The organism is Methylobacterium sp. WL7 (assembly GCF_008040085.1).
Classification (GTDB): Bacteria; Pseudomonadota; Alphaproteobacteria; order Rhizobiales; family Beijerinckiaceae; genus Methylobacterium; species Methylobacterium mesophilicum.
Genome location: NZ_VRVG01000156.1, coordinates 1 through 11,365 on the forward strand (window position 1 = coordinate 1; position 11,365 = coordinate 11,365).

The following is an 11,365-nucleotide window of genomic DNA, read 5'->3' on the forward strand; positions in this document are numbered from 1 at the left end:
CAACAAGGGGGGCGGCAAGCCGGGCTCCGGAAAGCCGCCCGCCAAGAAGGCCTGAGCCGTGTCCGGACCGGGCCGGGCCTCCGAGGAGGGGCTGATCGCCCGCTACTTCGCCCCACTGGCCGGGCCGGGAGCGGACGGGCTCCGGGACGATGCCGCGACCCTGACGCCCACCCCCGGGCATGACCTCGTCGTCACCGCCGACGCGGTGGTGGCCGGGATCCACTATTTCCCCGACGATTCGCCGGCCTCGATCGCCCGCAAGGCGCTCGGGGTGAACCTGTCCGACATCGCGGCCAAGGGGGCGGTGCCGCGCGGCTTCCTGCTGACCCTGGCGCTCCCGGACGACTGGACGGAGGCGTGGCTCGCCGGCTTTTCCGGGGGGCTCGGGGCGGCGGCGGCCGAGGCCGGCTGCCCGCTGCTCGGCGGCGACACGGTGCGTTCCGGCGGGCCGGCCTTGATCGGGGTGACGGCGTTCGGCGAGGTTCCGAGCGGCGGCATCGTCCGGCGCGGCACCGCCCGGGTCGGCGACCGGATCTGCGTCAGCGGCACGATCGGCGACGCGGCGCTCGGCCTGCGGCTGCGCCTGGAACCGGACGCCGCCTGGGCGGCCGCCCTCGACCCGGCGCTGCTGGCGGTGCTGGCCGACCGGTACCTGCATCCGCGCCCGCGCATCGCCCTGGCAAACGCGATCCGCCGCCACGCCTCGGCCGCGATGGACGTGTCGGACGGGCTCGCCGGCGACCTCGCCAAGATGCTGGGCGCCGGCCGCAGCGCCCGGATCGCGGTGGGATCCGTGCCGCTGTCGGAGGCCGCGGCCCGGGCCTGCGCGGCGGATCCGGACCTGATCGACCCGGTCCTAACCGGCGGCGACGATTACGAAATTCTCTGCACCGCAGCTCCCGAGAAGCTCGACGCGCTCCGGGCCGAGGCGACGGAAGCCGGGGTCCCGCTCACCGCCATCGGGACCGTCACCTCAGGCGACGGCCCGCCCCGCTTCGAAATGGGCGATGGCGCTGCGCGCGTGTTCGCGGCTGGGTCGTTCAGCCACTTCTGAGGCGGGGCCCGGGCTGGTCCGGCCCAGCACGATGTGGGTCACCCCCTCGGGCTGGCGCCCGATCTGGCGGCGGACCTCGTCCATCATCCCGGCCGCCACGATCGGCATCCACAGGGCCAGGTCGCCGCTCGTCAGCGCGGCGCGGCCGGTGAGCGCCTCCTCCGGGCGGGGCGGCGTCGAGAAGGCGCGCTGCAGGATGTGCAGGAGGTCGCCCTGGACCGCCTCGGGCTGGGCCGAGACCCGCTCGGCGATCAAGAAGTGCACGGCCCCGGTCAACACCTCGATCGTCGCCGCCAGCTTGGCGACCTGGTCGCTGCTCATGTCCAGCCCCATCCGTTATACAACCGGAAGTAGAGAGCCGTATGGTTAACCGTGGGTTAAGGCCCCGCCTAGCTGCGAAGAATTCGGCGGTCGGGCGGCGCGGAGGCGGTCGGATCGGTCCAGACTTCGACGAACCGACACCTCGGACGCCGCTTCGCTGCGAAGAGCCTTCGCGGTCTGGGTCCGTATCCTGAAATGACGCAGTGCAGCATCGACATGATGCAGTGCCCATGCCGGGAAACGCGGCGTTTGCGCTCACCGGCGAAGTTTGGCAACTAGACTCCGCCCGATCACGCCATGCTCGGGCCGATTCTTATCCTTTGCTGAGACGGCTCACTGTCGCCGAACCGGTCTCCACTTCGGCGGTGGACGCGCTAAGACTTACCGACTGGGAAGGAATGCCCTGATTCGCGCACCACGTCCCATGGTCGTCCCGCGACGGCCAAGCGCGACACCGATCACAAGCCCCCGCCAGGCACGATAAGAACAAGGACGGTAGAGCATGATCCCCTTGGCTTTGATCATCGTGGGCGGGCTCTGTGCCGTCGCCTACGGCATCGTCACGATCCTCGACGTGATGCGGCGGGACGCCGGCACCCAGCGCATGCAGGAGATCGCCGCCGCCATCGCGGAGGGCGCGCAGGCCTACCTGAAGCGGCAATACCTCACCATCGGCGTGGTCGGATTGGTGCTGTTCGTGCTGCTGGCGGTGTTCCTCGGGATCAAGGTGGCGGTGGGCTTCCTGATCGGCGCGGTCCTGTCGGGGGCGGCGGGCTTCATCGGCATGAACGTCTCGGTGCGGGCCAACGTCCGCACCGCCCAGGCCTCCTCGGCCTCGCTGGGGGCAGGCCTCGACATGGCGTTCAAGTCCGGGGCGGTGACCGGCATGCTGGTCGCCGGCCTCGCGCTCCTGGGGGTGGCCCTCTACTACCTCTACCTCACCCGCGGCGCCGGGCTCGACCCGTCGAGCCGCGAGGTGATCGACGCGCTGGTGGCGCTCGGCTTCGGCGCCTCGCTGATCTCGATCTTCGCCCGGCTCGGCGGCGGCATCTTCACCAAGGGCGCCGATGTCGGCGGCGACCTCGTCGGCAAGGTCGAGGCCGGCATTCCGGAGGACGACCCCCGCAACCCGGCCACCATCGCCGACAATGTCGGCGACAACGTCGGCGACTGCGCCGGCATGGCGGCCGACCTGTTCGAGACCTACGCGGTGACCATCGTGGCCACCATGGTGCTGGCCGCGATCTTCTTCTCCGGCCCCACCGGCAGCGGCCGGGCGGTGCTCGAGCCGATGATGCTCTATCCGCTGGCCATCGGGGCGGCCTGCATCGTCACCTCGATCGCCGGCACCTACGCGGTGCGGCTGTCCGCCAACCAGTCGATCATGGGGGCCCTGTACAAGGGCCTGATCACCGCGGGCGTGCTCTCCGTGGTGGCGATCGCGATCGTCAACCTGACCCTGCTGGGCGGCTTCTCGACCGCCTTCACCACCTCCACCGGCGTGACCTTCACGTCGGGCGGGCTGTTCGGCTGCGCGGTGATCGGGCTCGCCATCACGGCGCTGATCGTGGTGATCACCGAATACTACACCGGCACCAACTTCCGCCCGGTGAAATCCATCGCGGACGCCTCGGTGACCGGCCACGGCACCAACGTCATCCAGGGCCTGGCGATCTCGCTCGAATCCACCGCGCTGCCGGCCCTCGTGATCGTGGCCGGCATCATCAGCACCCACGCGCTGGCCGGCCTGTTCGGCATCGCCATCGCGGTCACCGCGATGCTGGCGCTGGCCGGCTTCATCGTGGCGCTCGATGCGTTCGGGCCGGTCACCGACAATGCCGGCGGCATCGCCGAGATGGCCGGCCTGCCGCCGGACGTGCGCAAGTCCACGGACGCGCTCGACGCCGTCGGCAACACCACCAAGGCGGTGACCAAGGGCTACGCGATCGGCTCGGCCGGCCTCGGCGCCCTGGTTCTGTTTGCCGCCTACACGTCCGACCTGAACTACTTCATCGCGAATGCCAGCCCGACGCAGTACCGGTTCTTCCAGGGCGTCAGCGTCGATTTCTCCCTGTCCAACCCGTACGTGGTGGTGGGCCTGCTGCTCGGCGGCCTGGTCCCGTTCCTGTTCGCCGGCATCGCCATGACGGCGGTCGGCCGGGCGGCGGCCGCGGTGGTCGAGGAGGTCCGGCGCCAGTTCCGGGAGAAGCCCGGGATCATGCAGGGCACCGACCGGCCGGATTACGGCCGCGCGGTCGACATGCTGACCCGGGCGGCGATCAAGGAGATGATCGTCCCGTCGCTGCTGCCGGTGCTCTCGCCGATCGTGATCTTCTTCGTGATCCAGGCGATCGCGGGCAAGAGCCAGGCCTTCGCCACGGTGGGGGCGAGCCTGCTCGGCGTGATCCTCACCGGTCTGTACGTGGCGATCTCGATGACCTCGGGCGGCGGCGCCTGGGACAACGCCAAGAAGTACATCGAGGACGGCCACCACGGCGGCAAGGGCTCCGACGCCCACAAGGCGGCGGTGACCGGCGACACGGTCGGCGACCCCTACAAGGACACGGCCGGCCCCGCGGTGAACCCGGCGATCAAGATCACCAACATCATCGCCCTGCTGCTGCTGGCGGTGCTGGCGCATTATTGAGTCCTACGCGGTGGGAGATTCCGCACCCGTCAACTCATCCCTGTCCCCGGTGAGTCTGAGCCGTGGGTCCATCCGGTCATGCAAAACCCTTAGGATCACGACCTCGCGGGTGCGATCTGGCCCGTCCGCAACAGTGAAATAGAGTACGTGAGAAGCCCCCTGCCTCCGGCCGCTCGCAAAGGCTATCGGGAAGGATCGCAGGCCGGGGGCGAGGTCGGGCCTGTTCTTCGATGATGGTCGCTCGGGGAACTCCGCCACCAGGCCGACCGCCTTGTCGATCAGTGCCGCGTAGGTCTCCACTTGGCGCGGCCCGAACGCGATCAGGGTGTCCCGCAGAATCCGCTCGATATCCGCATCCGCGCGACGGGTAAGCCTATGGCGCACGACCGGCTGTCCGAAGGATGTCCTGGGCGATCTCGCGCGCGCTCTTGTCGCTGAACCGGCCGGCCTGCGCGTCGGCCAGCCCGGCGTCGATCTCGCGTTTTAGGATCGCGTGCTTCTCCTCCGCGACGGCCTTTTCCTGCTCAAGCAGACGCAGGCCGTCGCGCACGACCTCGCTCACCGACGTATAGCCGCCGGAGCGGGTCAGCTCGTTCACGAACGCCAACATCTCCGGCGTAAGGCTTACGTTCAGGGTGGCCATGGCCGTCCTCCGAGACCAGTAGGTGTTGGAGCCGTGCTGACATTGTCAAGGAAGGGAGGCCGCCTCTTGAAGGCGTCGCATGTTCGGACCGAGTGGTTTTTCCAAGACTCCGACTATCCGCCCCGCGTCGCCCTGACCTGCCCCGACTCACCACGCCCCCAAATCCAAAAAAAACCGGGATGATTCCGCCCCCCTGGGACGTGCGCTCGCGCACGGACCGAGCCCCCATGCTGCGCTGCACCCTGGCATCACCGCGCCGCGACGCCACCTCGGCGTTTGAGTTTCGGACGCGGCGTCGCCGCACCAGCACGAGGTATCCATGCCGTCCCTGCACGACCCGATCCGCATCGGCGCCATCGAGGCGAAGAACCGGATCTTCATGGCCCCGCTCACCCGCGGCCGCGCCACCCGCGAGCACGTGCCGACCCCGATCATGGCCGAGTATTACGCCCAGCGCGCCGGCGCCGGGCTGATCCTCACGGAGGCCACCGGCATCTCTCAAGAAGGGCTGGGCTGGCCGTTCGCGCCGGGGATCTGGTCCGACGCGCAGGTCGATGCCTGGCGGCCGATCGTGAAGGCCGTGCACGACCGCGGCGGCAAGATCGTCTGTCAGATCTGGCACATGGGCCGGCTGGTCCACCCGGACTTCCTGGGCGGCGAAAAGCCGGTCGCGCCCTCGGCCCTCGTCGCCCCGGACCAGGCGCACACCTATTCCGGCAAGAAGCCCTATGCCGAGCCGCGCGCGCTGGAGGTCTCCGAGATCCCGCGACTGCTCGCCGACTACGAGCGCGCCACCGCCAACGCCCTGGCGGCCGGCTTCGACGGGGTGCAGATCCACGCCGCGAACGGCTACCTGATCGACGAGTTCCTGCGCGACGGCTCCAACCACCGCACCGACCCGTATGGCGGCGCGATCGAGAACCGCGTGCGGCTCCTGCGCGAGGTGACCGATGCGGTGGCCGGCGTCGCCGGGCCGGAGCGTACCGGGGTGCGCCTGTCGCCCAACGGCGCGATCCAGGGCACCAACGATTCGAACCCGGAGCCCCTGTTCGTGGCCGCCGCCCAGGCGCTCGCCGACAGCGGCATCGCCTTCCTGGAGATGCGCGAGCCGGGCCCGGACGGGACCTTCGGCAAGGCCGACCACCCGCCGATCGCCCCGGCGATGCGCAAGGTGTTCCGCAACCCGATGATCCTCAACGCCGATTACGACGGGGTCAGCGGCCAGAAGGTGCTGGATGCGGGCGAGGCCGACGCGATCGCGTTCGGCCGGACCTTCATCGCCAACCCGGACCTGGTCGAGCGCATCGCCAAGGGCGCCCCGCTCGCCAAGGACGAGGCCGCGACCTGGTACAGCCAGGGGCCGCAGGGCTACACCGACTACCCGACGCTCGGCGAAGCCCGCGCCGCCTGATCGGCTTCAACGCGGTGCCGAGGCCTGCGCGACGGGCCCCGGCACTGACGGGCCCCGGCACTGTGGAAATCGCATGCGGAATGGGCGGCTGCCCGACAGCCCGTCACGGCGGCCGTGAAAACCTTAATCACCGGCCACGCCTATGCATCCGCCCGTCGCGCGCCTATGTGAGCGCGAGACCATGGATGTGCCGCCCCCCAATCCGCGCGCGGATCTCGAACCGACCGACCGGCGCTGGAGCAGAGCGGACCGGCTGGCGGAACTGCACGACCTCGCCATCCTCGATACCGAGCCGGAGCCGCTCTACGACGACCTCGTCCGCATCGCCGCCCATGTCTGCCGGGCGCCGGTGGCCCTGGTCAGCCTGGTCGACGCCGAGCGGCAATGGTTCAAGTCGGAATTCGGCCTCGGCCAGCGGGAACTGCCGATCGACTGCTCGGTCTGCGCCCACACGATCGAGGCCGGCGACTGCCTGATCATCCCGGATCTCGCCGACGACCCGCGCACCATCGACAACCCGCTGGTGACCGGCGGGCCGGGCTTCCGCTTCTACGCGGGGGCGGTGATCCGGGGCGCGCAGGGCATCCCGCTCGGGGCGCTCTGCGTCCTCGACCGGACGCCCCGGCCCGAGGGGCTCGACGCCGACCAGGCCGCGACGCTCACCGCCCTGGCGCGCCAGATCTCGACCTTGCTCGAGAACCGCCGGACCCACGCCCAGGTCGCCGCCCGGGAGGCCGAGATCGCCGCCAGCGAGCGTCGCTTCCGGGTGATGACGTCGGCGATGCCCCAGATGGTCTGGACCACCCTGCCGGACGGGTTCCACGACTACTACAACGACCGCTGGTACGAATTCACCGGCATGCCGTACGGCTCCACCGACGGCGAGGGCTGGAACGACGTGTTCCATCCGGACGACCAGGAGCGGGCCTGGACCCGCTGGCGCCATTCCCTCGAGACCGGCGAGCCCTACGAGATCGAGTACCGCCTGCGCCACCGCGACGGCGCCTACCGGTGGACGCTGGGCCGGGCCATGCCGATCCGCGACGCGGAGGGGCGGATCGAGCGCTGGTTCGGGACCTGCACCGACATCGACGACCTGAAGCAGGCCGAGGCCGAGGCGCGCAAGCTCGCCGCCATCGTGGAGACCTCCAAGGACTTCATCGGCCTCTTCACCCTGGACGGCGCCGTCACCCATCTCAACGAGGCCGCCGTGGCGCTGGTCGGGCTGCCCGACCTCGCCGCCGCCCGCCGGCACCGGATGGAGGATTTCTTCGGCGACGACAGCCGCCGGGTGCTGGCCGGGACGGTGATGCCGGCGGTTCGCCGGACCGGATACTGGGAGGGCGAACTGGCCTTCCGGCATTTCGGCACGGGCGAGCCGGTGGCGGTGCTCTACAACATCTTCCCGGTGCGCGACCCGACCGGGGCCGAGATCGGCTACGCCACCGTGACCCGGGACCTGCGCGAGACCAAGCGCGCCGAGGAGGCCCGCGACCTGCTGATCCGCGAGCTGTCCCACCGGATCAAGAACATCTTCGCGGTGGTGGGCGGCCTGGCGGCCCTCACCGCCCGGAGCGACCCGGCGGCCAAGCCGTTCGCGGCGGCCTTCCGGGAGCGGCTCGGCGCGCTCGCCCGGGCCCACGAATACGTCCGCCCCCATTCCCCCGACAGCGCCCCCGAAGTCGAGGGCCAGACCGTGCTCGGGCTGATGCGCCTGATCATGGCCGCCTACGAGGAGGACGGCCGGGCGCGGGTCGCGATCTCCGGGGACGATGCCGCGATCGGCGAGCGCACCGCCACCGCGCTCGCGCTGATCATGCACGAGCAGGCCACCAACGCGATGAAGTATGGCGGGCTCTCCACAAAGGCGGGCGGCGTCACGCTGAGCGGCCTGCGCGACGGCGCGCGCTACACCCTGACCTGGGCCGAGTCCGGCGGCCCTCCGGTGACGCAAAAGCCCTCCCGGAAGGGGTTCGGCACCGTGCTGGCCGAGCGCAGCGTCGCGGGCCAGCTCGACGGCGTGCTGGAGCACGATTGGGCGCCGGGCGGGCTGCTGATGCGGCTCAGCATGCCGCTGGCCAACCTCCGGCACTGAGATGGCGCGCAGCCCCGGCGGGGCCGGGCCCGCGCTCGTCGTGCTCGATTTCGACGGCACCCTCGCGGACAGCTTCGGCTGGTTCTGCTCGGTCCTGAACGGCGTCGCCGACCGCTACCGGTTCCGCCGGGTCGAGCCCCACGAGGTCGAGGCGCTGCGGCTGCAGGGCGCGCGGGCGATCGTGGCCGATCTCGGCATCCCGCGCTGGAAGCTGCCCTTCATCGCCCGGCACATGCACGCGCTGGCCGCCCGCGACGCCGGTGCGATCGCGCTGTTTCCCGGGGTGCCGGCGATGCTGGCCGACCTCGCGGCGGCGGGGATGCCCCTGGCGATCCTGTCGTCGAACCGCGCCGACACCGTCCGCCGGGTGCTCGGCCCCGAGAACGCGGCCCGGATCGACGCCTATGCCTGCGGCGCTTCGCTGTTCGGCAAGGCCCGGCGGCTGCGGGCGCTGCTGGCCCACCGGAAGGTCGCGCCGGAGCGGGCCCTGTGCATCGGCGACGAGGTCCGCGACCTGGAGGCGGCCCGGGCGCTCGGCTGCCCGTTCGGCGCGGTGGCCTGGGGCTACACCGACGCGGCCGCGCTGGCGGCGCTCCGGCCGGAATACCTGTTCGCCGAGCCGGCGGACATCGCCCGGCTGGTGCGACGACGCGAATTGGTCTGAGACAAGTCAGGGTTTCAAAAGGTCCGCGACCTTTTGCGGGTGCAGGGCAGAGCCCCGCTCCGGGTGCTCAGGGGCTTCGCCCCCGAACCCCGCCAAAGGGCTGAGCCCTTCGGAAACCCCTGACGCTCGTTCTTACAGGCCGCGGTTGGCGCCCGGGACGACGCTGGTGCCCTTGCCGGAGCCGAACGGCTCGTAGCGGGTCAGGCCGCGGAACAGCTGGCTGAGGAACGCGCGGTCGGCGCCGCTGGTCGGCGTGGTGCGCTCGATGAAGTCGAACACCCGGCCGTCCTGGAGGCCGTAGAGCGCCACCCGCTCCACCTTGAAGCCGGGGGTGAAGTAGACCGCCGTGACCTTCTGGTCCTCGACCTGCTCGCCCAGGAACATGATCGTCCGGCTGGTGTTCTGCGAGATGTAGTACCAGGACTTGTTGCCCACCGTGGAGACCGTCGACGGCGTGCCGAGGATCTGCAGCACCTGCTCGGGGGCCATGCCGGGCTTGATCGTGGCGAGCGCCGCCTGGTCGATCTGGTAGCCGTGGCGGAGCTCTTCGCCGACGCAGCCGGCGAGGCCGGCGCCCGCGAGGCCGATCAGGGCGAGGCGCGCAAAGGACTGGACGAGACGGCGCCGCATCGGGCCCCCAGAGAGCGTGTTGACGGACGAGCGACGCAGGCCGCCGCCGGTCCATGTCTCCGACGGCGCTTGCGCCTTGGGCGTGGGTTGCCGTACCGCGGGGATATGGCTTTGACAAGGCAAGCTTGGCCACACGCAGGCCGCCAACGCACCCGTGCTCACTCCTGCGGGGGAGGGTGGGCCTGGCGTCAGCGAGGGTCGGGAGAGGGGAGCGCCGTGGCCGGAGACGTCGCGACGGGAGCCACAAGCTGCGCTGTCGCGCTGCCCCTCTCCCCCTGCTGCGCAGAGGGGCTACGGGCGACACAGGTTTCGACCGTAGCCGTGATCATGCCGTGGGCGCAGAAGGCGCGGGTCCCCTCTCCCGTGCGGGAGAGGGACAGGGTGAGGGATACGACCTCTCCGGAAGGATCTGGTCCCTCACCCCAACCCTCTCCCGCACGGGAGAGGGGGCGCGGCGCAGCCTGCAACAACGCTTGTGCTTCAAACCTGTGTAGACCGTAGGCTAGAGGGGGGAGGGAGAGGCGCGTGTCGGCTTTGTTCTTGGCATCCTTCACGCCCGCGAGGCATCCATGATCGCCGCGCTGTTCCGGCGCGATGGCGCGCGCCGCCGCGCCGTCGAGGGGCTGCATGCGGCCATCAGCCTGGCGGCGCGCCGGCCGGGCCTCTACACGGGGCTCGCCGTGCCCGACACCGTGGAGGGCCGGTTCGAGGCCCTGTGCCTGCACGTGATCCTGGTGCTGCGCCGGCTCAACCGGCTGCCGGCCCCGGCGGCCGACGTGGCGCAGGATCTGGTCAACGCGGTCTTCACCCAGCTCGACGCCGCTTTGCGCGAACTCGGCGTCGGCGATATGGGCGTCGGCAAGCGGATGAAGAAACTCGGTGCCGCCTTCTACGGCCGGGCCACGGGCTACGATGCCGCGCTCGACGCCCGCGACGACGCGGCCCTGCGGGTGGTGCTCGCCCGCAACGTGCTCGGCGGGGAGGGCGACGCGGCGGGCCTCGCCGCCTACGTGCTGGCGGCCGATGCGGCCCTGGCCGGGGCCGACCTCGACGGGCTGCTCGGTGCCGGGCCGCCCTTTCCGGAGCCGGACGCGTTCGCGCCGGCCCCGACCGGAGACAGGACATGAGACACCGTACGGGCCCGGAGAGCGGGCCGCTTTCGCGCTGGGTCAACGTCGAGCGCCTGCCGCAGGGACGGGGCGCCGTCACCGTCGAGGCGAGCCAGGCCGAGTGCGACGCGCTCGCGGCCGACTTCAAGATCCCCGCCATCCGCGACCTGGTCGGCCGTTTCGACATCTCGGGCTCCACCAACCGGATGACCGTGACCGGCACGGTCGAGGCCGTGGTGACGCAGGTCTGCACCGTCAGCCTCGAGCCGTTCGAGGGCCCGGTCCGCGAGCCGGTGGAGGTCGTGTACACCGACACCGACCAGCTCGCCGGCACCGACGCCGAGGACGTCGAGGTGCCCGACCCGCTGGTCGGCGGCCGGATCGATTTCGGCGCGCTCACGGCCGAGTTCCTGGCGCTGGGCCTCGATCCCTATCCGCGCAAGCCCGGCATCGCGTTCGAGCCCGTGGTGGCGGGCGAGGATGCCGGCCCCTTCGACGCGTTGCGCCGGCTCCGCGACGGGGAGGAGTGAGGCGGACCGGCCTGGCGCTGTCAGCAGTCGGGTCGCTGCGCGAGAGGGAAGGATCGGGCGTTCGGTTTCCACCAAGAGGAATCTCCAATCCAATCCCCTCATCCTGAGGGGTCGGAGCGCAGCGGAGGCCTCGAAGGAGCCCTCCAGCCGGCCGCGCGATCCCTGGAGATCTCCTTCGAGGCTCGCTGCGCTCGTACCTCAGGATGAGGAGGGTGGACGGGATCGCTCGCAGAAGCAGAAGCCCCCGCAGAGCCCCAGCCC

General features: G+C 70.9%; 10 protein-coding genes. 7 read left to right on the top strand and 3 right to left on the bottom strand.

The genetic code is table 11. From position 1 onward, the window contains the following. Window positions 1-58 precede the first annotated feature (58 nt). Window positions 59-1,054, top strand: coding sequence for a thiamine-phosphate kinase (gene thiL / locus FV233_RS25720; protein ID WP_147899201.1), 996 nt, complete (start codon window positions 59-61; stop codon window positions 1,052-1,054). Here thiL and FV233_RS25725 read toward each other — a convergent pair. Further along, complete coding sequence (locus FV233_RS25725; protein ID WP_147855211.1) at window positions 974-1,375, bottom strand: hypothetical protein; 402 nt, start codon at window positions 1,373-1,375, stop codon at window positions 974-976. The two genes, thiL and FV233_RS25725, sit on opposite strands and share 81 nt — an antisense overlap. 502 nt (window positions 1,376-1,877) lie before the next feature. Here FV233_RS25725 and FV233_RS25730 point away from each other — a divergent pair. Further along, the gene (locus tag FV233_RS25730) at window positions 1,878-4,022 is read left to right on the top strand and encodes a sodium-translocating pyrophosphatase (protein WP_147899202.1); all 2,145 of its coding nucleotides are present in this window, start codon (window positions 1,878-1,880) and stop codon (window positions 4,020-4,022) included. Between the two features lie 373 nt (window positions 4,023-4,395). Here FV233_RS25730 and FV233_RS25740 read toward each other — a convergent pair whose 3' ends face one another. Then, window positions 4,396-4,665 (bottom strand): type II toxin-antitoxin system ParD family antitoxin, encoded by a 270-nt coding sequence (locus FV233_RS25740; protein WP_147899204.1) that lies wholly within the window; start codon window positions 4,663-4,665, stop codon window positions 4,396-4,398. Between the two features lie 319 nt (window positions 4,666-4,984). On the opposite strand from FV233_RS25740, the gene FV233_RS25745 reads away from it, so the two are divergent. The 3 genes from FV233_RS25745 to FV233_RS25755 all read left to right on the top strand — a co-directional run bounded on the left by FV233_RS25745 (window position 4,985) and on the right by FV233_RS25755 (window position 8,835). Continuing rightward, window positions 4,985-6,076: an alkene reductase gene (locus FV233_RS25745; RefSeq protein WP_147899205.1), complete on the top strand. Its 1,092-nt coding sequence runs from the start codon at window positions 4,985-4,987 to the stop codon at window positions 6,074-6,076. Between the two features lie 181 nt (window positions 6,077-6,257). Then, window positions 6,258-8,171 carry a PAS domain S-box protein gene (locus tag FV233_RS25750; RefSeq protein WP_147899206.1) on the top strand — a complete coding sequence of 638 codons (1,914 nt, stop codon included), beginning with the start codon at window positions 6,258-6,260 and terminating at the stop codon, window positions 8,169-8,171. A 1-nt stretch (window position 8,172) separates the two neighbouring features. Next, entirely contained in the window at window positions 8,173-8,835 is a 663-nt protein-coding gene (locus tag FV233_RS25755; RefSeq protein WP_147899207.1) for an HAD hydrolase-like protein, read from the top strand. A gap of 132 nt (window positions 8,836-8,967) precedes the next feature. On the opposite strand, the gene bamE is transcribed toward FV233_RS25755, so the two are convergent. Beyond that, window positions 8,968-9,465, bottom strand: coding sequence for an outer membrane protein assembly factor BamE (gene bamE / locus FV233_RS25760; protein ID WP_147857231.1), 498 nt, complete (start codon window positions 9,463-9,465; stop codon window positions 8,968-8,970). Between the two features lie 569 nt (window positions 9,466-10,034). On the opposite strand from bamE, the gene FV233_RS25765 reads away from it, so the two are divergent. Beyond that, window positions 10,035-10,592 carry a ubiquinol-cytochrome C chaperone family protein gene (locus FV233_RS25765; RefSeq protein WP_147899208.1) on the top strand — a complete coding sequence of 186 codons (558 nt, stop codon included), beginning with the start codon at window positions 10,035-10,037 and terminating at the stop codon, window positions 10,590-10,592. After that, window positions 10,589-11,104: a DUF177 domain-containing protein gene (locus FV233_RS25770; RefSeq protein ID WP_147899209.1), complete on the top strand. Its 516-nt coding sequence runs from the start codon at window positions 10,589-10,591 to the stop codon at window positions 11,102-11,104. The genes FV233_RS25765 and FV233_RS25770 overlap by 4 nt, the downstream gene beginning before the upstream one ends. Window positions 11,105-11,365: the final 261 nt, after the last annotated feature.

Excerpts from the sequence above, each read along its gene's own strand:
- FV233_RS25745 (WP_147899205.1), top strand. The coding sequence starts at position 4,985 with ATGCCGTCCCTGCACGACCCGATCCGCATCGGCGCCATCGAGGCGAAG.
- FV233_RS25770 (WP_147899209.1), top strand. The coding sequence starts at position 10,589 with ATGAGACACCGTACGGGCCCGGAGAGCGGGCCGCTTTCGCGCTGGGTC.
- FV233_RS25730 (WP_147899202.1), top strand. The coding sequence starts at position 1,878 with ATGATCCCCTTGGCTTTGATCATCGTGGGCGGGCTCTGTGCCGTCGCC.
- FV233_RS25740 (WP_147899204.1), bottom strand. The coding sequence starts at position 4,665 with ATGGCCACCCTGAACGTAAGCCTTACGCCGGAGATGTTGGCGTTCGTG.
- FV233_RS25725 (WP_147855211.1), bottom strand. The coding sequence starts at position 1,375 with ATGAGCAGCGACCAGGTCGCCAAGCTGGCGGCGACGATCGAGGTGTTG.
- bamE (WP_147857231.1), bottom strand. The coding sequence starts at position 9,465 with ATGCGGCGCCGTCTCGTCCAGTCCTTTGCGCGCCTCGCCCTGATCGGC.
- FV233_RS25750 (WP_147899206.1), top strand. The coding sequence starts at position 6,258 with ATGGATGTGCCGCCCCCCAATCCGCGCGCGGATCTCGAACCGACCGAC.
- FV233_RS25755 (WP_147899207.1), top strand. The coding sequence starts at position 8,173 with ATGGCGCGCAGCCCCGGCGGGGCCGGGCCCGCGCTCGTCGTGCTCGAT.
- FV233_RS25765 (WP_147899208.1), top strand. The coding sequence starts at position 10,035 with ATGATCGCCGCGCTGTTCCGGCGCGATGGCGCGCGCCGCCGCGCCGTC.